The sequence below is a fragment of the Streptomyces sp. NPDC006326 genome (assembly GCF_040612915.1).
Classification (GTDB): Bacteria; Actinomycetota; Actinomycetes; order Streptomycetales; family Streptomycetaceae; genus Streptomyces.
Genome location: NZ_JBEXRC010000007.1, coordinates 194,728 through 215,491 on the forward strand (window position 1 = coordinate 194,728; position 20,764 = coordinate 215,491).

The 20,764-nt window shown below is 74.5% G+C and carries 14 protein-coding genes; 11 read left to right on the forward strand and 3 right to left on the reverse strand.

All coding sequences use genetic code 11. The features are described 5' to 3' along the window. Nucleotides 1-28: 28 nt before the first annotated feature. Nucleotides 29-1,276: a serine/threonine-protein kinase gene (locus ABZ128_RS08620; RefSeq protein WP_356846916.1), complete on the reverse strand. Its 1,248-nt coding sequence runs from the start codon at nt 1,274-1,276 to the stop codon at nt 29-31. A gap of 150 nt (nt 1,277-1,426) precedes the next feature. Next, nucleotides 1,427-3,133 (reverse strand): protein kinase, encoded by a 1,707-nt coding sequence (locus tag ABZ128_RS08625; RefSeq protein ID WP_356846917.1) that lies wholly within the window; start codon nt 3,131-3,133, stop codon nt 1,427-1,429. A gap of 439 nt (nt 3,134-3,572) precedes the next feature. On the opposite strand from ABZ128_RS08625, the gene ABZ128_RS08630 reads away from it, so the two are divergent. From ABZ128_RS08630 to ABZ128_RS08680, 11 genes are all read left to right on the forward strand, one after another. Further along, nucleotides 3,573-6,671, forward strand: coding sequence for an FHA domain-containing protein (locus tag ABZ128_RS08630; RefSeq protein WP_356846919.1), 3,099 nt, complete (start codon nt 3,573-3,575; stop codon nt 6,669-6,671). A 168-nt stretch (nt 6,672-6,839) separates the two neighbouring features. Then, nucleotides 6,840-8,231 (forward strand): ABC transporter substrate-binding protein, encoded by a 1,392-nt coding sequence (locus tag ABZ128_RS08635; RefSeq protein ID WP_356846920.1) that lies wholly within the window; start codon nt 6,840-6,842, stop codon nt 8,229-8,231. Nucleotides 8,232-8,322: 91 nt separating this feature from the next. Beyond that, nucleotides 8,323-9,597: a sugar ABC transporter permease gene (locus ABZ128_RS08640; protein ID WP_356846960.1), complete on the forward strand. Its 1,275-nt coding sequence runs from the start codon at nt 8,323-8,325 to the stop codon at nt 9,595-9,597. Next, a complete protein-coding gene (locus ABZ128_RS08645; protein WP_356846921.1) occupies nt 9,594-10,469 on the forward strand; it encodes a carbohydrate ABC transporter permease in 876 nt (291 codons plus the stop codon). Before ABZ128_RS08640 ends, ABZ128_RS08645 begins: the two co-directional genes overlap by 4 nt. Nucleotides 10,470-11,364: 895 nt before the next feature. Next, entirely contained in the window at nt 11,365-13,641 is a 2,277-nt protein-coding gene (locus ABZ128_RS08650) for a bifunctional glycosyltransferase family 2 protein/CDP-glycerol:glycerophosphate glycerophosphotransferase (RefSeq protein ID WP_356846923.1), read from the forward strand. Nucleotides 13,642-13,756: 115 nt separating this feature from the next. Continuing rightward, nucleotides 13,757-14,524, forward strand: a complete 768-nt coding sequence (locus tag ABZ128_RS08655) for an iron-containing redox enzyme family protein (RefSeq protein ID WP_356846925.1) — start codon at nt 13,757-13,759, stop codon at nt 14,522-14,524. A gap of 36 nt (nt 14,525-14,560) precedes the next feature. Then, nucleotides 14,561-15,538, forward strand: coding sequence for a 2-hydroxyacid dehydrogenase (locus ABZ128_RS08660; RefSeq protein WP_356846926.1), 978 nt, complete (start codon nt 14,561-14,563; stop codon nt 15,536-15,538). A gap of 2 nt (nt 15,539-15,540) precedes the next feature. After that, a complete protein-coding gene (locus tag ABZ128_RS08665; protein ID WP_356846927.1) occupies nt 15,541-16,692 on the forward strand; it encodes an FAD-dependent oxidoreductase in 1,152 nt (383 codons plus the stop codon). Nucleotides 16,693-16,749: 57 nt separating this feature from the next. Beyond that, on the forward strand, nt 16,750-17,280 hold the full coding sequence (locus ABZ128_RS08670) for a hypothetical protein (protein ID WP_356846929.1): 531 nt from the start codon (nt 16,750-16,752) through the stop codon (nt 17,278-17,280). A 12-nt stretch (nt 17,281-17,292) separates the two neighbouring features. Continuing rightward, on the forward strand, nt 17,293-18,201 hold the full coding sequence (locus tag ABZ128_RS08675) for a hypothetical protein (protein WP_356846930.1): 909 nt from the start codon (nt 17,293-17,295) through the stop codon (nt 18,199-18,201). Further along, on the forward strand, nt 18,201-20,045 hold the full coding sequence (locus ABZ128_RS08680; RefSeq protein WP_356846932.1) for an SUMF1/EgtB/PvdO family nonheme iron enzyme: 1,845 nt from the start codon (nt 18,201-18,203) through the stop codon (nt 20,043-20,045). The genes ABZ128_RS08675 and ABZ128_RS08680 overlap by 1 nt, the downstream gene beginning before the upstream one ends. Nucleotide 20,046: 1 nt before the next feature. On the opposite strand, the gene ABZ128_RS08685 is transcribed toward ABZ128_RS08680, so the two are convergent. Beyond that, nucleotides 20,047-20,682 carry a TetR/AcrR family transcriptional regulator gene (locus tag ABZ128_RS08685; protein ID WP_356846933.1) on the reverse strand — a complete coding sequence of 212 codons (636 nt, stop codon included), beginning with the start codon at nt 20,680-20,682 and terminating at the stop codon, nt 20,047-20,049. Between the last annotated feature and the right edge of the window lie 82 nt (nt 20,683-20,764).

Consider the following 20,764-nt stretch of genomic DNA (forward strand, 5'->3'; position numbering starts at 1 on the left):
GGGACGGCCCCGCCGGGGCGGAGCCGGGCTACGGCCTCGCCGGGGCGGAGTGCCCGGTGTCCTTGGCCGGGGGCGGAGAGTCGTCCCCGGAGGAGGCGAGCCAGCTGCCGACGCCGACCGCGGCGGCCAGCGCGACGGCCCCGGCGGTCAGGGCCAGGCGGCGCTTGCGGGCGGTTTCGGCGCGGTGCCGGGCCGAGCCGGGGCGGTGGCCGCCGGCCGGCCGCGGGACCCGGGCCGTGCCCAGCGCGCCCCCCGCCAGCTCCTCCGGCCCGGGCACCCGCATCGAGGTGTGGGTGTCCCGGTTCGAGTCCGTCGCCGAGCCGGGCACCAGCGGGACCACGCCCCGCCGCCGGACCGGGTCGGCGGGGGCCTCCGGCGCCTGCGCGGGCTCCGGCTCCGGGTCGTCGGGCTCGTCCACGTCCAGCGGCGGCATCCCGGCGAGCATCGGCAGCAGGTCCCGCAGCCGGGCGGCGAGCTCGGAGGCCCGCAGCCGCGACGCGGGGGCCTTCGCCAGGCACTGCACGATCAGCTGCCACAGCTCGTCGGGGATCCCGGGCAGCGGGACCACCGTCTCGGTCACGTGCCGCCGCAGCACCGCCCCCGGATGGCCCCCGCCGAAGGGGGTGAAACCGGCCAGCAGCTCGTAGAGCACCGTGGCCAGGGCGTATATGTCCACGGCGGCCCGCGGCGGGAGGCCCTCCACGATCTCCGGGGCGAGATAGTCCGGGGTGCCGATGATCCGCGTGGCGGGCGCCGCCGTACGGCCCGCCGCCCGGCGCGGCGAGTCGATCAGCTTGGCCACGCCGAAGTCGGTCAGCAGCGCGGGGTGCGCCCCGCCCGGGCCCAGCGGGCCCTGCATGTCGAGCAGGACGTTCTCGGGCTTCACGTCCCGGTGCACGACCCCCGCCGCGTGCGCCGCCGCCAGCGCGTCCGCGACGTCCGCGACGATCGCCACGGCCGCCTCGGGGGCGAGCCTGCGCTCCCGGTCCAGGCGCGTGCGCAGGTCCGTACCGCGTACGAGGTCCATGACCAGCGCCAGGTCGTTGCCGTCGACGACGAGGTCGCGGACGGAGACGACGTGGGGGTGGTCCAGGCCGAGCAGCGCGCTGCGCTCCTGGACGAAGCGTCCGACCAGCTCCTGGTCGCACGCGAGGTCCTCGCGCAGGAGTTTGACGGCGACGGGCCCGTCCGGCCCCTCGCCCAGCCACACCGTGCCCGCGCTTCCGCGCCCCAGGATCTGGTGCGCGGTGTACCGGCTGCCGATTTTCCGTGCCACGACTGCTCCCTCAGCGGCTGGCGTACGCACCAAAGCTACGCGGCCGCAGGGGGCTTGGTGGCCGCAGATCGCGGCGACCTTCACTTCTGCGGGCGAAATCACGCCCCGGATGTCGACAAATCCACGAAGTCGGCACCCGGGACGCCCGGTTCAGGACTGCGCGCCGCCCGTGGAGTCGCCCAGCGCGCTGACCCAGTCGACGATGTCGGAGCCCCACGTCCACAGCTGGTCCCACCAGCCGCGGCCGGTGCCGATCCACTCCTGGAGCGGGGTGAGCTCCCAGACCAGCCAGCCCGCCACGAAGAACAGCAGGATCAGCACCAGGCAGCCCTTCAGGCAACCGAGGCCGGGGATCCGTACGGGGTTCGCGCTGCGGCGGCGCGGCTCCCGGGGGGCGCGCTGCTGCGGCGGCGGGCCCTGCGGGGGCTGCTGCTGCGGCGGATGCGGCCGCTGAGGCTGCTGCGGCTGCTGGTACGGAGCGGCCTGCTGGGGCTGCTGGTACTGCGGCGGCTGCGGCGGGTAGTACGGCTGCGGCTGCTGGGGCCGCTGCTGGTACGGGGGCTGCTGCGGCTGCTGCTGGTACGGGCGCTGCTGGGGCTGCTGCGGCGGGGGCGGAGGCGGGGCCTGGCGCTGCGGACGGCGGCGCAGGGGGTCCTCGCTCGGGTCGAGGTAGTGCATCTGCGTCTGCTCGTTGCGGTCGCGCGCGGCCCGCATCTGCGTCTGCCACGGGTGCGGCTGGTCCGGCTGCTGCACCGGCGGCATGACGGAGGTCGGGTCGGCGCCCGGTCCGCCCGTGCTCGGCAGCACCGACGTGGCGTCGGCGGCGCCGACCGGCGGCAGGACGCTGGTCATGGCGTTCGGGTCGTACGCGCCGGCCGCGCCGGCCCGGCCGGGCAGCACCTGGGTCGCGTCGGCGGCCCCCGGCGTCTCGGGGACCGGCGCGGGCGAGGGGTCGGGCACGAGGAGGGCACCGACGCCGAGCGCGGCCTCCACCTCGGAGGGGGCGCTGTGCACGCCGATGCCGGAGGCGACCACGCGCAGGCCGCGGGCCAGGTTCTCGGCGCTGGGGCGCTCGTTCGGCTCCTTGCGCAGGCAGCGCTCGATGACGATCCAGAGCGGCTCCGGCACGTGCGCGGGGCGCTGCGGCTCCTCGCTGAGGTGGCGGTGGAGCACTTCGAGCGCGGTGCCGCCGGCGAACGGCGGGCGGCCGGTGACCAGCTCGTACAGCAGGATGCCGGCGCCGTAGACGTCGACGGCGGAGGTCTGCGGGCGGCCCTCGGCCGACTCGGGGGCGACGTAGGCGGGGGTGCCGACGAACTCGTGCGTGCGGGTCAGTCCCGGGGAGTCGGCGAGGCGTGCGATGCCGAAGTCGGTGAGCATCGGCTTCATCTGGCCGCCGCGCTCGTCGAGCAGGACGTTGGCCGGCTTCAGGTCGCGGTGGACGACCCCGTCCGCGTGGCTGGCGGCGAGCGCGTCCGCGATCTGGGCGGTCAGCAGGCTCGCGGCCACCGGGGTGAAGGGGCCGTTCTGCCGGATGTACTTGTGCAGGTCCGGGCCGTCGATCAGGTCCATGACGAGCGCCAGGAGGTCGCCCTCGACGACGAGGTCCCGGGTGCGCACGATGTTCGGGTGCGTCAGCCGCAGCAGGACCGAGCGCTCGCGCAGGAAGCGCATGACGATGTCCGCGTCCTGGGCCAGCTCCTCCTTGAGGACCTTGATGGCCACGGTTTCGCCGGGCTGCCCGGCGACGGCCGCCTCCGCGCCGGCGGTCTCCCTCTGGCGCGCACGCCAGACAGTGCCCGTGGCGCCGCGCCCGAGCGGCTCCTCGAGCAGGTACTTGCTGCCGACTGGCCGCACGTCTCGCGCTCCCTGCTGTCGTTCTGGTGGGGCCCACTCTAGGGGGTGGCCCAGGGGAAGACGCGGGGCACCGGAGGTTGGTTGCCGCACATATGTACGAAGTGTGAGGTTCGACGGGTATGCCGGAGGCTTTTTCCTCGGCTTTCCTCGGCTTTCCTCGGCCTGCCCGGGGCTTTCCCCGGCTTTCGTCGGCCCGACCCCCGGCTTTACGTCCACCCCGCGATCATTCAAGATCATTTATTGGCGGGCGCCGGGCGTGTTGTCCGCGACAGGTGCGAGGATGCACCCGTACGGAACGGCCGGGCCGGGAGCCCGCCTTCCGCGCAGACCTGACCGGACGACGCGCCGTGCCGGGTGGGGGGTTGCCGGGCCGTCGCGCCCTGCCGTACCCCGCCGGGCGCACGCACCGCGCACCGCGCAGAAGGGACCGCCGACGGCGATGCAGATCCGGCTGACCGTCCTTGGGCTTGGGTCGCGCAGCGGCCACCAGACCGCGCCCGCCGGCTGTGACGTGCTCGTCACCGCGCCCGCGGGCACCCCCCTGGCCGCGGTGGCCTCGGGCCTGGCCGCGACCGTCGGCGGCCCCGACACCGGCGGCACCGTCATCCTGTACGCCGGTGCGGAGCGGCTCGACCTCCAGCGGCGGATCCTCGGCGAGCCTCCGCTCGTGGACGGGGCGGTGCTGGGCCTGCACGGGCCGGTCCCCGACGTCGTGCCGGACGGGACGCGCGGCGCGATCGGCGCCGACGGCATCCAGCTGCACGTGGTCGCCGGCCCGGACGCGGGCGGGGTGCACCTGCTGCACCCGGGGTCGATCCGGATCGGGCGCTCGGCCGACGCCGACGTGCCGCTGGACGACCCGGACGTGTCGCGGCTGCACTGCGCGGTGACGGTGCCGGCGGACGGGCGGGTGGCGGTGGCCGACCTGGACTCGACCAACGGTACGACGGTGGACGGTACGCCCGTGGGGGCGCGGCCGGTGCCCCTGGCGCCGGGCTCGCTGCTGCGCGTCGGGGAGTCCACGCTCCGGCTGGCCGAAGGGCCCGCCCGGCCGCTCCCGCTGATCCCGGACCTGGAGGGCCACCTCGCCCTGCCCGTGCCCGACCCCGCGGTCCCCGGCTCCGGCGCCCGGCCCGAAGACGGCGCCGCCCCCGCCGAGGGCCCCACCGGCGGCACCGGCCCCGGCACCGCGCCCAGCGCAGCCGCCCCGTGGAGCGGCGCGGTCGGCACGGTCGGCGCCGCGGGCAGCGCCCCGGCGGCACCGGCCCCCGCGCGGACCCCTCCGGCCGCAGGGCCCGGCGCCCTCGGCGAGCCGCCCGCAGGACCCTCCGGGGACCCGGGCCCCGCCGCCCTCCGCGCAGGCGTGCGCGGGCCCGTCGGCCCCGGGCACGGCTCCCCCGCGGCCGCCACAGCTGGCGGGGCCGGCGCACCCGGACGGCGGCGCGGGCTCGGGGCCTGGGCCCGCAAGTGGGTCCGGGGCGAGGCGGAACCCGAGGCGGCGGCAGTGGCCGGGGCGGCCGTCACCGCCGCCCCCCACCCCGACGATCCCGCCGCACTGCTGCTGGCCGCGCTCGGCCCGACCCGGCGGCTGTGGTCCCGTCCCCCCGGGCAGCTCGACGTCGGACTCGGCGCCGGAAGCCGGGTCCGGCTGCAGGAGGCCGGCGCGCTCGGCATCGCCGGGCCGCGCGGCCGGCTCACCGGCGTGGCCCGCTCCGTCATCGCGCAGCTCGCCGCGCTGCTCGCACCGGGCGAGCTGGAGATCGTGCTGCTCAGCGCCGACCGGGCCCGGCCCGTCGCCGAGCGCGTCCAGGACTGGGGCTGGCTCGGCTGGCTGCCGCACGTGCGGCCCGCGCACGGCCAGGACTGCCGCCTGCTCCTCGCGTACGACCGCGACCAGGCCGCCGCCCGCACGGCCGAGCTGACCCGCCGCCTCGACGACGGCCCGCTCGGCGCCAACTGGGCCGCGGCCGACCGCCATCAGGTGCGCGAAGCCGCGGACGCCCACCGCGGCCCGTACACCCTCCTCGTCGTCGACGGGGATCCCGGCGCCGGGACCCTGCGCGATCTGACCGGCAGGCTCGCCTCGCACGGGCCGGCCGCGGGGATCCACGTCCTGGTCCTCGCCGAGGCCCCGGCCGCCACCGCGGCCTCCCCGCTGACCGAGACGTACGAGAGCGCCTGCGCGGCCGTCCCCGCCTTCCGGGACTGCGGCAGCGTCGCCCTGCTCAGCGGTGACGTGGCCACGACGGTACGGACCTTCGCCGTCACCGGCGGCAGGCCCGTCCCGCCCGGCCGCACCGCCACCGCCGACGCCGTTTCCGCGGCCTGGGCCGAGCGCTTCGCCCGGGCGCTGGCCCCGCTGCGCGCCGAGCCCGCCGCCACCGGGCCCCGCCGGGCGGTGGCCGCGGCCCTGCCGCAGACGGCCCGGCTGCTGGACGAGCTGGGGCTGGCACGGGCCACGCCCGCCTCCCTGATGGCCCGTTGGGCCGCCGCGACCGAGCAGGGGCAGGGTGTCGGCGGCCTCGCCGAGCTCGTGCTCGGCAGCGGCCGGGGCGGGCCGGTCGGAGCCGACCTGGTCCAGGACGGACCGCACCTGCTCATCGAGGGACCCGCCGGCAGCGGCCGTACGGAGCTGCTGCGCTCGGTCGCCGCCTCGCTGGCCGCGGGCGCCCGGCCCGACCGGCTGGGGCTCGTCCTGCTCGACGGGTCGGGGGGCGAGCGCGGCGACGGACTGCTGCCCTGCACCGAGCTCCCGCACGTCTGCGCCCACCTCGTCGCCTCCGACCCCGTACGGATGCGGGAGTTCGCGCAGACGCTCGGCACCGAGCTCAAGCGGCGCAGCGAGCTCCTGGACGGCGTCCCGTTCGCCGAGTGGCACGCCCGGCGGGAGGTGTCCGAGCGGATGGTCTCGCCCCGCCGGCCCTCGCCCGGGGAGCAGCTGGGCGAGCTCGATTCCCCCCGCACGGGCACGCTGCGGCTGCGCGCCTCCGCGGTCCGCGGCGAGGCTGCCGGTCCGAGCCCGCTGCCCCGCCTGGTGGTGCTGGTGGACGACTTCGACGCGCTGGTCGCGCCCGGGCTCGGCAGTACGGGCCGGCCCGCCGCCGGCTCGGTGGTGCGCGCGCTGGAGGCGGTGGCCCGCGACGGGGCCCGGCTCGGCGTGCACCTGGTGGCCACCAGCGCCCGCCCCGACCGCACCGCCGACACCGAGCTGGCCCGGCTGACCCCGCTGCGGGTCGGCCTGGAGGCCCCGGACCAGCCGGGCCCCGGCCGCGGCCTGCTCCGCTACGCCGACGGGCGGACGGTCCCGTTCCAGGGCGGGCGGGTGACCGGCCGGATCCCGCGGACGGCGACGCTGCGTCCGACCGTGGTGCCGGTGGAGTGGGAGCGGATGGGTGATCCGCCGGCCCGGCGTCCGGTGCGCGAGCTGGGCAACGGCCCGACCGACCTGGCGCTGCTGGCCAGCGCCCTGGACCGGGCCTCGCACCTGGTCTCGGCGATACCCGTCCTGTTCCCTCCCGCCCCGGAGGCCGCCCCGTAGGGCGGTGTGCCGAGGGCCGCCGCCCCCGCGCAGCCACGGGTCCCGCTCGATTCCCGCTCGGTGCGTCACCCGTACAGCGCGTATATGGCCGAGGCGGTATTGCGTGGGGCGCGCGGATCGGCGTAGACCTGTGGCACCAGTCACACCACGGGCATCGGGGGCACAACCATGCGCAGGCACGGAACGAGCCGCACGAAGAACCGGAGGAGCAGCCGCAGGGCGTACATCCTGGCGGCCCTCGCCGCCGCGGGCGCGCTCACGCTGAGCGCTTGCGGGGACGGCGACGGCAAGAAGGAGACCACGTCCCCGGGCGGCGAGGCCGCACCGACGGGCGGGCGGGTGCAGTTACCGCAGCTGAACGGCGAGAAGCTGGAGGTCGCGGCCGTCTGGACGGGCCCGGAGCAGGCCAACTTCACCAAGGTGCTCAAGGAGTTCGAGAAGCGGACGGGCGCCACGGTCACCTTCGTCCCGGCCCAGGACCCCATCGTCACCTTCCTCGGTACGAAGATCGCCGGCGGGCAGCCGCCGGACGTGGCGCTCCTGCCTCAGGTCGGCGCGCTGGTCTCGGCGGTGCAGAACAAGTGGGTGCAGCCGGTCGGCCCGGAGGCCCAGGCCCAGCTCGACCAGAACTACTCGGGCGGCTGGAAGACGCTGGGCGCGGTCGGCGGCACCCAGTACGGCGTGTACTACAAGGCCGCGAACAAGTCGCTGATCTGGTACAACGCCAAGGCCTTCGAGGCGGCGGGCGTACAGCCCCCGAAGACGTGGAAGGACCTGCTGACGGCCGCGGACACCCTCTCCGCCTCGGGCACCCCGGCCGTGTCGGTGGCCGGCGCGGACGGCTGGACGCTGACCGACTGGTTCGAGAACGTCTACCTCTCCCAGGCGGGTCCGCAGAAGTACGACCAGCTCTCCAAGCACCAGATCAAGTGGACGGACGACAGCGTCAAGCAGGCGCTGACGACCCTCGGCGAGCTGTTCGGCCGCAAGGACTTCCTGGCGGGCGGCCCCGGCGGGGCGCTGGCCACCGAGTTCCCGAAGTCGGTGACGCAGACCTTCACCGGCGGTGACCGGCCGGCGGCGGCGATGGTCTTCGAGGGCGACTTCGTGGCGGTGAACATCGCGCAGACGGAGGCGAAGGTGGGCAAGGACGCCCTCGTCTTCCCGTTCCCGGCGGTCGGCGCCAAGGCGCCGGTGGTCTCGGGCGGGGACGTGGCCGTGGCCCTCAAGGCGTCGAAGGGCGCGCAGGCGCTGCTGACCTTCCTGGCGTCGGCGGACGCGGCGGAGATCCAGGCCCGCGAGGGCGGTTTCATCTCCCCGAACAAGGCGGTCGACCTGAAGGCGTACCCGAACGACATCCAGCGCAACATCGCCAAGGCGCTGATCGCGGCGGGCGACGACTTCCGCTTCGACATGTCGGACCAGGCCCCGGCGGCCTTCGGAGGGACCCCGGGCGCGGGCGAGTGGAAGGCGCTCCAGGACTTCCTGGCGAACCCGTCGGACGTGGCGGGCACGCAGGCCAGACTGGAGGCGGACGCGGCCAAGGCGTTCGGGAACTGACCCGGTGACGGCCATCCCCACGGCCCCGGCCGCCCCGCCGGCCGGGGCCGCTCCCGGATCGGGCCGGTCCGCGGAGGCCAGGCGCCGCCGCCTGATCGCGGCGGCGTTCCTCCTGCCGGCCCTGGTACTGCTCGGCGCGCTCGTCGTGCACCCCATCGGCTACTCGGTCTACCGCAGCTTCTTCGACCGTTCCGGCGACGCCTTCGTCGGCGGGGACAACTACCTGGAGATCCTGCAGGACGACACGATCCGCACCGCCCTGAAGAACACGGCGGTGTGGGTGGTGCTGGCGCCGACCACGGCCACCGCCCTCGGCCTGATCTTCGCGGTGCTCACCGAGCGGGTCCGCTGGGGCACCGCGTTCAAGCTCCTCGTGTTCATGCCGATGGCGATCTCGATGCTGGCGGCGGGCATCATCTTCCGGCTCGTCTACGACCAGGACCCCGACCGGGGGGTGGCCAACGCGGTGTGGGTCGGGGTGCACGACACCTTCGCCCCGTCCTCGGCCTTCCCCAAGGCCCGTCCCGGCCGGGACTCCCCCCTGGTGCCGGCCCAGGGCGCCGCCGCGGGCGGCTTCGTGACCCGGGATCCCGTACGGGCCGGGGTGCCGGTGCTGCTGCCGCTCGTCGGGGTCGCGCCCGAGGCCCTGCCCGACGGCACCCGTACGGCCGCTGCCGCCGCCGCCGAGCCAGGCAAGGTCACCGGGACGGCCTGGCAGGACTTCACCCGAGGCGGCGGCGGCCGGCCCAATGCGGTCGACCCCGCCGAGTCCGGCTTCTCCGGGATGCGGATCGAGGCGGTCAAGGACGGCCGGGTCGTGGACACGGCGACGACCCGCGCCGACGGCACCTTCACCCTGTCCGCGAAGGCCGACGGGGCGCTGCTGCGGCTTCCCGCGTCGAACTTCAAGGAGGCGTACGCGGGGGTGGAGTGGCTCGGTCCGACGCTCGTCACCCCGGCGGTCATCGGGGCGTACGTGTGGATGTGGGCCGGGTTCGCCATGGTGCTGATCGGGGCCGGGCTGGCCGCCGTACCGCGGGAGCTGCTGGAGGCGGCGCGGGTCGACGGGGCGAACGAGTGGCAGGTGTTCCGCCGGATCACCGTCCCGCTGCTGGCGCCCGTGCTGGCGGTGGTGCTCGTCACCCTCGTCATCAACGTGATGAAGATCTTCGACCTGGTCTTCGTGATCGCGCCGGGCTCGGTCCAGGACGACGCGAACGTGCTCGCGCTCCAGCTGTACCGCACGTCCTTCGGCACGGACGCCGATCCGGGGCTGGGCAGCGCCATCGCGGTGCTGCTGCTGGTGCTGGTGGTCCCGGTGATGCTCTACAACATACGCAGGCTGCGTAAGGAGGGAGCCCGATGAGCTCCTCTGCCCAGGCCCGTCCGGCCGCCCGGGCCGGCCGACTCGCGGCCGCCGCGACGGCCGGGGCCGTGCGTGTGTTCCTGGTCCTGGCCGCGCTGTTCTGGCTGGTGCCGACGCTCGGGCTGCTGCTGTCGTCCCTGGTGTCGTCCAAGGACCTCAACGCGGGCGGCTGGTGGCAGGTGCTGGCCGCCCCCTCCCGGCTCACCACCGAGAACTACTCGGCCCTGCTCGCCAACGACACGATCACCGGATCACTGCTGAGCACGGTGCTGATCACCGTCCCCGCCACCGCCCTCGTCCTCGTCCTGGGCGCGTTCGCCGGATACGCCTTCGCCTGGCTGGAGTTCCCCGGCCGGGACTGGCTGTTCCTGGTGGTGGTCGGGCTGCTGGTGGTGCCGGTGCAGGTGGCGCTGATCCCCGTCTCCGAACTCTTCGGCTCCATCGGGCTGTTCGAGACCACGGCCGGGGTGGTGCTCTTCCACACCGCGTTCGGGCTGCCGTTCGCCGTGTTCCTGCTGCGCAACTTCTTCGCGGAGATCCCGCGCGAGCTGCTGGAGGCGGCCCGCCTCGACGGGGCGGGTGAACTGCGGCTGTTCACCCGGGTGGTGCTGCCGCTGGGCGGCCCGGCGATCGCCTCGCTCGGCATCTTCCAGTTCCTGTGGGTGTGGAACGACATGCTGGTCGCCCTGGTCTTCGCGGACTCGGCGCACCCGCCGGTCACGGTCGCCCTCCAGCAGCAGGTACGGCAGTTCGGCAACAACATCGACGTCCTGGCTCCCGGCGCGTTCCTGTCGATGGTGGTGCCGCTCGTGGTGTTCTTCGCCTTCCAGCGGCAGTTCGTCACGGGGGTGATGGCGGGCGCGGTCAAATAGGCGAGGAGACTGGGCACCAGCCGACGGCCCGGACCGCGCCCGTAAGCGGGGCGTGCAGGCGAGGAGACAGAGCACCGACCGCCGGGCCCGGACCGGCCCCGAAAGCGGGATCAGGGCCGGCCGGAGGTAGGAACCTGCGAAGAGAGGGGGCCCGCGCCCGGGTGCGGGTCCGTGCGGGGCCTCTACCTGCCAGCCCGCCCGGACCGGGCTCGAAAGCGGGGCGTGCAGGCGAGGAGACAGAGCACCGACCGCCGGGCCCGGACCGGCCCCGAAAGCGGGATCGGGGCCGGCCGGAGGTAGGAACCTGCGAAGAGAGGGGGCCCGCGCTCGGGTGCGGGTCCGTGCGGGGCCTCTACCTGCCAACGCCCCCGCAGTGCCCCCTCTTCTCGCAGGTCCCGACCGCCGTTTGGGGTTCTTCCGCCCCCGGGGCCGGTCCGGGCCGGCCGGCACCCTACGCGCCACCCCGCCCCGCCTCCCCCACCGCCCAGGACAGCGGCCGTGCCCCCTCTTTTCGCAGGTCCCGACCGCCGTTTGGGGTGCTCCCGCTCCCGGGGCCGGTCCGGACTGGCCGCACCCTACGCGCCACCCGGCCCCGCCCCGCCCACCGCCCAGGGCAGCGGCCGTGCCCCTCTTCTCGCAGGTCCCCACCACCGCTCAGTCGGCCCCCGGCCCCCGGGGCCGGTCCGGGCCGGCCGGCACCCTGCGGGCCACCCCGCCCCGCCTCCCCGACACCCCCTGGACAGCGGCCAGATCCCCGCGCTCGCGCCCGCGTTGACGCTCCGTAACCCGAATGCCACACCCTGCGTAACCCCGTCCGAGGAGCAGGGGTTCCCCTGGGGCACCCCGCCAGCGGTGGCCGGGGAAGCCCATGCCCGCGCCGACCCCTGGATGTGCCGTGCCCCGGTTCAGCGTCATCGTGCCCGCGTACAAGGTGCAGGCGTACCTGCAGGAGAGTCTGGACTCGGTCCTTTCCCAGTCGTACGGGGACCTGGAACTGATCGCGGTCGACGACGCCTCACCCGACGCCTGCGGTTCGATCATCGACGAGTACGCGGCCCGGGACCCCCGGGTGACCGCCGTCCACCTGGCGCACAACCTGGGCCTGGGCCCGGCCCGCAACGTGGGTCTGGCCCGGGCCACCGGCGACTACCTGGTCTTCCTCGACGGCGACGACACCCTCGCGCCGGGCGCCCTCCAGGCCATCACCGACCGGCTGAAGGACACGGGCTCCCCGGACGTACTGGTCTACGACTACGCGCGCATCTTCTGCACCGGGGAGCTGGTGCGCAACCGCCTCTCGCACCGGCTTTCCGAGGAGGGCCCGGCCAGCTTCCGGCTGGCGGACCGCCCGGCGCTGCTCGGCATGCTGACGGTGGTGTGGAACAAGGCGTACCGCCGGGACTACGTCGAGCGCGAGGGCCTGAGCTTCCCGCCCGGCCTCTACGAGGACACCCCCTGGACCTACCCCGCGCTGCTGGCCGCCGAGTCCGTGGCCGTCCTGGACCGGGTGTGCGTGCACTACCGCCAGCGGCGCACCGGCTCGATCCTGACCACCACCAGCCGCCGCCACCTCGACGTCTTCGACCAGTACGAGCGGGTCTTCGGCTACCTCGGCAGCCGCCCGGAGCTGGAGCGCTGGCGGCCGACCGTGCACCGGCGCATGGCCCAGCACTTCTGCGCCCTGTACGCCGACCGGCGCCGGCTCCCGCGGGCGAGCCGGGCCGAGTTCTTCGCGCGGGCGTCGGTGCTGCTGCGCCGCTACCGCGCCCCTGGTTCACCGCCGCTGTCGCTGTCCCGGACGGACCGGGTCCGCCACAGCCTGATGCGGCTGGGGCTGCGCCGGACGTACCGCACCCTGTCGGTGCTGCGCTCGGCGTCGCTGGCGGCGGGCCGCGGGACCGTGCTCCTGGGGCGGGGACTGCGCGAGAGCGGGCTGCGCCTGCACTACCGCCTCCAGCGGCTGCTGCCGCTGCGGCCGGAGCTGGCGGTCTTCTCCGCGTACTGGCACGGCGGCTACGCCTGCAATCCGGCGGCGATCGAGGCCACGCTGCGCGAGCTCGCGCCCCGGATGCGGACGGCGTGGATCTGCGGGCCGGAGCACGCGGGCACGCTCCCGCCGGAGACGGCCATGCTCCGGCCGGGCTCGGCCGCGTACTGGACGGCCCTGGCCAGGGCCACGTACCTCACCACGAACGTCAACTTCGACCGCGCCCTGGTCAAGCGGCCCGGCCAGGTCCTGCTGCAGACCCAGCACGGCACCCCGCTCAAGCGGGTCGGGCTGGACCTCCAGGACCGCCCGGCGGCCACCCCGACGACGGACTTCGCCGGTCTGCTGCGCGGCGCCGACCAGTGGGACTTCCTGCTGTCCGCGAACCGCCACTCCACCCTGGTGTGGGAGAAGGCCGTGCCCGCCGCCTACACCACGCTGGAGTACGGCTATCCGCGCAACGACGTGTTCCACCGGGCCACCGCGCAGGACGTCCTGCGGCTGCGCGAGCAGCTCGGCATCCCGGAGGGGTCCACGGCGATCCTGTACGCGCCCACGCACCGGGACTACCGGCGCAGCCGGCCGGAGCACCTGGACTACGAGCGGGTGCTGCGGGACCTGGGGCCGCGCTTCGTGCTGCTCAGGCGCACGCACCTGACGTACGCCGGTGCGGCGGGGGACCCTCCGGTGCGCCATCCCCGGCTGATCGAGGTGTCCTCGTACCCGTCGGTGGAGGAACTGTGCCTGGCGTCGGACGCGCTGGTGACGGACTACTCGTCGCTGATGTTCGACTACGCGGCGCTGGACCGGCCGATGGTGATCCACGCGGACGACTGGGAGGCGTACGAGGCGGCCCGCGGCACCTACTTCGACCTGCGCTCCTGTCCCCCGGGTGTGATCGCCCGGACCGCGGACGAGCTGGTCGACATCTTCACCACCGGCCACTGGCAGGGGTCGCGCTCGGCGCAGCTGCGGGCGGCGTTCCGGGCCCGGTTCTGCACGTTCGACGACGGGCACGCCGCCGAGCGGGTCGTGCGCCGGGTCTTCCTGGGCCAGCCGGTGCCGGTCCCGGCGGTGATCCCGCCGGCCGACCGCCGCCCCGCTCCCGCGGCCCCGGCCTGCACCCCTGTTCCGGCCCCCGCACCCACTCTGGCCCCGCTGAGCACACCCGGACTCCGGCCGTAGTCGCGGTCCCCGACGGCTTCGGATATTCGCCAGCGGGTCGCCTCCTTCTGCGCCACTATGGGAGCGCCTTTGCCCTGTGGACCGTCGGGCGTCCCGATACGGAAGAGGTGTCACCATGGTGCTGACCGGACCGTGGAGCACGGAGTTGGCCGACCGGCTCGTGGAATCGAACTTCGTTCAATGGCAGTACGGTGCACGTTTCCTGCCCGCAGAGTCCGTGCCCCTGCACCCGGTGGTCGAGGAGGCCGCCGGGCTGGTCCCCGGCACCGGGGTCGAGCGGCACCCGTTCTTCGACCTGGCGGCGGACTCCCGGCCGGCCCTGGAGTTCTGGGTGTCGCAGGAACTGTTCGTCACCGGGGTCTTCGCGCAGCTGCTCGGCCTGACCTCCAGCGCGCTGGTGAACGTCCACCAGCGGGCGCGTTTCAACCTGGTCCTCCAAGGGGAGCACGGAGGCGTGAAGGACGGCGTGGCGCGGGCCTCCCACCCCTGGCTGCTGCACAAGCTGGCGCACAGCATGGGCATCGAGCCGGACTCCGTCACCCCGGCGGAACCCACCTACGCCTTCCTGCGGGACCTGGCCTCGGCGATGAGCTCCCCGGTCGCCGCGCTGGGCGCGCTCGGAGTGGGAAACGAGCAGATGCTCGTACCGGAATACGGCGCAGTCAAAAGGGCTTTCGAAAGCGCGGCGCCCGAAGTCGACCACGGGGACTTCCTGAACGCCAACATCTATGAGGATACGGAGCACTCGGCTCTCATCGCGCATATAGCATCCGAGCTGATCGCCCAGGATCCGTCACTGGCCCAGGACTACTTGACGGCCGCCCGCAGTTCCGTCTCCGCGCGGATGCGGTATTACGACAGGCTGGCCGATCTCTTCGCATGACCATTCAGTCCGACCATCCGATGTTTGGGGTATTGCGTGGCCGATCTGGGAAAGATCCTCGTAACGGGCAGCAGCGTGGCGCAGAAGCACCTCGACCGCCTGTCCGAGTCCGGTTTCCGGGTGCACTCGGTGCCGGGCCTGCTCAGTGAGGACGAGCTGGGCACGGAGCTGGAGTCGTGCACCGCCTACCTGCTGGGGGGTGACGAGTTCGCCTCGCGCGCCGCACTGACCCGGGCCAAGTCCCTCAAGGTCGTCGGCTTCCTCGGGGTGGGCTACCAGTCCTTCGTCGACGCCGATGCCGCCGCCGAGCTGGGCATCGCCGTCACCAACACCCCCGGGACGCTGACCAACAGCGTGGCCGAGTTCACGATCGGCCTGCTGCTGGCCCAGCGACGGCAGATCCCCGCGTACGCCGACGACTACCGCGCCGGCCGCTCCGGCGGCGAGGAGAAGCAGCACGACCTCGCAGGGCACCGCCTCGGCATCATCGGGCTGGGCGCCATCGGGACCCGGATCGCGGAGATCGGCGCCCTCGGCCTCGCGACGGAGACGGCGTACTACTCCCGGACCCGCAAGCCGGAGGTGGAGGAGCGTCTGGGCATCGCCTACAAGGACCTGCCGAGCCTGCTGTCCTGGGCCGAGAACCTGGTCGTCATGGTCCCGGACACCCCCGAGACCCGCGGCATGATCGGCGTGGACGAGATCGGCCTGCTGCCGACCGGCGGCGTCACCCTCGTCAACACGGCGCGGCCCTCCGTGGTCAGCCCGGCGGCCCTGCTCCAGGGGCTGTCCAGCGGCCGTATCCGCTCGGCCGCGTTCGACGGCTTCTACGACGAGGACACCCCGGAGCGCGCGGAGCTGCTGGCGCTGCCCGCGTCGCGGCTGCTGGTCACCGGGCACATCGGCTCGCTCACGCACGACGCCCGCGACGCCATGGCGGTCAAGTGCATCCAGTCCATCGTCAACGTCGTGACGGGAGAGCAGGACTCGTACGTCGTCAACGGGAGCAGCTGAGCATGGGCTCCGCACTCGTCGTCGTCGGAGCCGGCGTCATAGGCTGCTCGGTCGCCGCAGCGGCGAGCGACCTCTTCGACAAGGTCGTGCTCCTGGACGCCCGTCGGGACACCGGCATGGCGGCGAGCTGGGCGGCCATCGGCGGGATCACCCCGCAGAGCGACGACTTCTGCCGCGGCCCGCTGCGGCAGTTCGCCGAGGCGAGCCGGCAGATGTACCCGCAGTGGCTGGCGGAGCTGGAGGCCGGGTCCGGGATCAGCGTGCCGTTCCTGGACTCCGGTCTGCTCCAGGTGGCCCTGGACCCCGTCGAGCAGCGCCGCGTCCAGGAGCAGCTGGTGCCCCAGTGGGTGGAGCAGGGCTTCCGGGTGGAGCAGCTGGACCCGGGCGGCATGGCCCGGGCCGAGCCGCTGCTCTCGCCGGTGCTGTCGGCCGTACGGCTGCCGAGCGAGGGGGCGCTGGAGCCGCGGGTCCTGATGTCGGCGCTGCGCACGGTGGTGCGCAGGGATCCGCGGATCGAGGTCAGGGCGGGGGCCAGGGTGCGTGCCCTGGTGCCGCGCGGCCAGGGGGTGGAGGTCCGCCTGGAGGACGGCGGGCTGGTCCGTGGTGACCGGTGCGTGGTGGCCGCCGGGGCGTGGAGCCCGGACCTCGTGCCGACCCGGCCGGGCGGGCAGTTCCCCGTACGGGGCCAGGCGGCGGAGCTGGTGGTGCCGGGCAGCAGGGACTATCCGCTGCGCCACCACGTGTACTGCAAGGTCGCCGTGGACGGCACCACCGTGTCCTCGTACGCCGTCCCGCGCCACGACGGGCGCGTGGTGGTCGGCGTCACGTACGACCAGGGCCGCTGGGACGAGGAGCCGGAGGACGGCGCCACCGAGCGGCTGCTGGCCGCGCTGCGGCTGGTGTTCCCCGCCTCGCGGGACTGGCGGCTGACCGGGTCGTGGGCCGGGATCCGGCCGGGCACGGCCGACGGCTACCCCCTGGTGGGGCAATCGGACGCCGAGGGCAGGGTGGTCATGGCCACCGGCCACTTCGGCGTCGGGGTCACCCTCGCCCCGATCACGGCGGCGCTGGTGCGCAGTGTCCTGGCCGGGACGGAGCTGACCTCCGCCCAGGCGGAGGCCCTGCGTGTGATGGACCCGCGGCGATTCCTGTGAGGGGCGGACGGATTGGCAGGGGCAGCAGGACTGAGGGCGGTATGGCGTAGCGCGTGGATGCGCTGGGGACTGCTGGCGGGGGTGGTGCTGCTGCTGTCCCTGCCCCTGTGGGGGCTCCAGCCGTACGGGAGGCAGTTCGACCACGACACGGCGGGGACCTGGGGCGACTGGGTCAGCGGGCTCGGCCAGGTCGGGGCGGTCACGGCCGCCGTCGGCACGGTCCTGCGGTCCGAGAACCGCGAACGCAGGAGACAGCGCACGGCCCTGGCCGCGTGGATGACGGTGCTGTCGGACGCCGACGAGCCGTACTGGGCGGTCCAGGTGGAGAACTCCACCACCCTGCCCGTCTTCCGGTGGCGGGCCGACAGCACGGACGGCTCCGTCCACCTGTGCCACGAGGAGCTGGGGCCCCTGGTGCCCGGCCGGACGGACTACGAGGTCCCGCTCGCGGTCCAGCCGGACCAGAGCCGGGCGCTGCCGCTGCTGTTCGTCTTCGCAGACAGTGACGGGCGGTTCTGGCGCCGGTCGGAGCTGGGGCGCGTCACCGCGGTGCCCGAGCCGGCCTCGTGGCACCCGACCGCCCCCTGATGGTGAGGTGAGATGACCCCTGAAGAAGGCACCGGACCGCCGGGCCCACGCCGCGGAGCCGTCCGCATCAATCCGCAGGGACACCGCCGTACGGGCGAGCGCGTCCCGGACCAGCCGGGTACGGGTACCGGCCAGGCCGGCCCGGCGCCCGGACCGGAGGCGGACGGCCCGCAGCGGCAGGAGCTTCCCGTGGAGCTGGTCCACTACCTGGGCGCGTTGCGGGCCCTGTCCACCACCAGCCAGGAGGGCGCCGAGGCCGGCCGGTTCCCGGACCGGCCGCTGGACGCCGTCTGGATCCCCCGGGAGGTCCGCGAGATCGACCCCCTGGCCAGGACCGCCCCGCCGGGCGACGAGGACGCGCCGGGCCTGCCGCTCGACGGGGTCGTCCTGCACGGGGCGGGCCGCTCGGTGGTGCTCGTCGGACCGCCGTGCTCCGGGCGCACCTCGGTCTGCCTGCACTACGCCTCGCTGCTGGCGGAGCGTGCGCTGGCCGGCGATCCGCAGGCGCCCGTACCGCTGCTGGTCAACGCCCTGGCCGTACCGGCGCAGGGGGACTTCGCGGCGATGGCCGAGGCGGTCACCGAGGCCGCGGTGTCCCGTTCCGGGATCGGGGTCTACGGCGGCGCCGCGCGCACCCTGCTGCGGGACTCCCTCGACCGCGCCTTCCTCTTCGTGGACGGGGTCGAGGACGTCCCCCTGAACTCGCACGCGAGTTCAGGCAACTGGTCGCCGCGCACGGTCCTGCAGACCCTGGCGCAGCTCCACGTGCACTACCGGAACCTGCGCGCCCTGGTGACCATCTCGGATTCGAGCTGGTTCTCCGCCGAGTGCGCCCGCTCGCGCGATGTCAGCGCGTACGTCCTGCGGCCGCCCAAGCAGCGCGACCTAGAGAACTACATCACCGGATGGTTCACCAGCTGATGCCACCTCACGAAGGAAAGCTCTCCGAGCGGCTCATCGCGGCCATCCGCGGCGACAGCGCCCTGGCGTCCGCCGCGCGGGTCCCGTACCTGCTGCACCTCCTGGTCGTCTCCACCGAGCGCAATCAGGAAGTCCCCACTTCGGTGGGGCACTTCTGCCGGCTGGCCGGGGAGGAGTTCCTGCACAAGCGCCCCCGGCGGCGGGCCGCGGCGGCCGCCGATCCGTGCCTGCTGCGGCCGGGCTACGACACCGAGATACAGCGGATCATCGAGGAGCTGGGCTTTTCGATCACCTCGCTGCGGTCCGCGCAGCCGGAGGTGAACTCCATCTCCGCGGCCGCCGTCCAGGAGCCGATCCAGCGGGCGCTGGGCGAGGAGCTGGAGTTCCTCGACGCCTATCCCGCCGTCGTCGACTACGTGCAGTTCCTGCGCAAGGGCCACGGGATACTCGCCGTGGACGCCGCGAGCCGGCTCTCCTTCCGGGAGAACCTCTTCCGCGACTACTTCGCCGGCTGCGCGCTGGCCCGACGGGACTCCGAGACCATCGTCGAACTCTGCCGCAACCCGATCTGGCACGCCCCGCTGCGCTACTGGGCCAGCGCCCAGACCACGGCCGAGGGACACCGTCTGGTCACGGGGGCCGCGGCGGAACTGGCGGGCGCCGCGCAGGAGGCGGCCGGGGAAGGGCTGCCGCTGTGGCTGCTCGCCGGCGAGCTGCTGGTGATCCTGGCGGCGGCGCGGCCGGGCACGGAACCGTTCGGGCTCGTACGGCAGCTGCGCCGGTCGGTGTCGGAGGCGGTCGCGGCGGCGGTCGGGGACCGGGGCCGGGACCTGGAGACCCGGGACCGGGCGGCCACCGTGCACGCCCAGCTCAACCCGTCGACGTGGGACGAGCGGTGCCTGGACTTCGTGGAGCGCAGCTGCACCGTCCCGGCCGGCTCCTATCCGGTGGGCTCCACGACGCCGCTGAACTCCGAGGACGACAAGTACCGGCACATCGACTGGTACCCGCAGCGCATCGAGACGATCGAGTCGTTCCGGATCTCCGCGCTCCCGGTCACCAACCGGGACTACGCGGAGTTCGTCGCCTCCGGCGGCTACCGGGACGCCGACTGCTGGCCGGAGGGGCCGGCCCGGCGGTGGGTCGCGCAGGACGCGGCGTTCATCGACGCCCCGGACGGCCCCCGCGCCGGGTCGACGGACACGCAGCGGATCCATCTGCGCAAGGAGATGCTGGAAGGCATCATCGACGAGGAGTCCCTGCAGGAGTACGTGGACCAGCTGTTGCTGCGCAGGGTGCCGCTGTACTGGTGGGACCCGCGCTACAACCAACCCGCCCAGCCGGTCGTCGGGGTCAACTGGTGGGAGGCGGTGGCGTACTGCCGCTGGCTGACCAAGCGGCTGCACGAGCGCGGGGTGCTGGACGCGGACAGCTACGCGCACCTGCCCACGGAGGCGGAGTGGGAGTGCTCCTGCGTGGGCGGGGCGGAGTCGGTGCCCTACCCGTGGGGGACCCGGTGGGAGGACGGCATGGCCCACGTGCGGACCGAGCGGGGCTGGACCCAGCGCTCGGTGCCGGTGGGCCTGTTCCCGTGGGCGGCCCGGGAGGGCGGGCCCCAGGACATGATCGGCAACGTGTGGGAGTGGACCCGGTCGCTGGCCTGGCCGTACGACGACACCCGGCCGGGCCGCGAGGACATCGGGGCCCTGGGCGACCGGATCGTGCGCGGCGGCTCGTGGTTCTCGCGGGAGCCGCTGGCCCGCCGGATCCAGTTCCGCTCGTACGACCCGCCGCAGAACGCGTACGTGGACCTGGGCTTCCGGGTCGCGTTCTACACGCGGTAGCTCAGTCCCGTTCGGGGCCGGCCGCCACGAGGCCGGCCACCACGGAGCGGGCCAGGTCGTCCAGGTGGGCCGCCGGGACCTCGTCGCGGACCACGACCTGGCGCCAGTACAGCGGGCCGATCGCCAGGTCGAGCGCCCGCCCGGCGTCCACGCCGCAGGGCAGCTCGCCCCGGGCCACCGCCTCCGAGACGATGCCCTCGGCCATCCTGCGCTCCCCGTCGAGCAGGGCCCCGCGCACGGCGTCGGCGATCTCGGGGTTGCGCGCCGCCTCCACCAGCAGGTCGGGGATGACCGCCGAGGCCACCGGGTGCCGCAGCACGTGTGACATCACCTCCAGCAGGGCCCGTACGTCCCCGTACAGGGTGCCCGTCGCCGGAACCGGCAGGCCCTCCGCCGCGAAGGCGCCCACCAGGTCCAGGACCAGGTGGAGCTTGGACTTCCACCGCCGGTAGACGGCCGTCTTCCCGACGCCCGCCCGCCGGGCGATCCCCTCGATCGACATCCGTGCGAAGCCGACCGCGGCCAGCTCCTCCACGACCGCCGCCCGGATGGCCTCGGTGACGTCCTCGCGCAGGACGGCGGCGCCGGCGGGGGTCCGGCGGGCGGGGGCGGGAGAAGGGGAGGGGTTGGTGGTCATGCACAGAGCATAGCCGCGGCCCGTCACGACGATACGGTTGCGTTCCGACGCGACGCGCCCTAACCTCGCCGTAGCGACGATG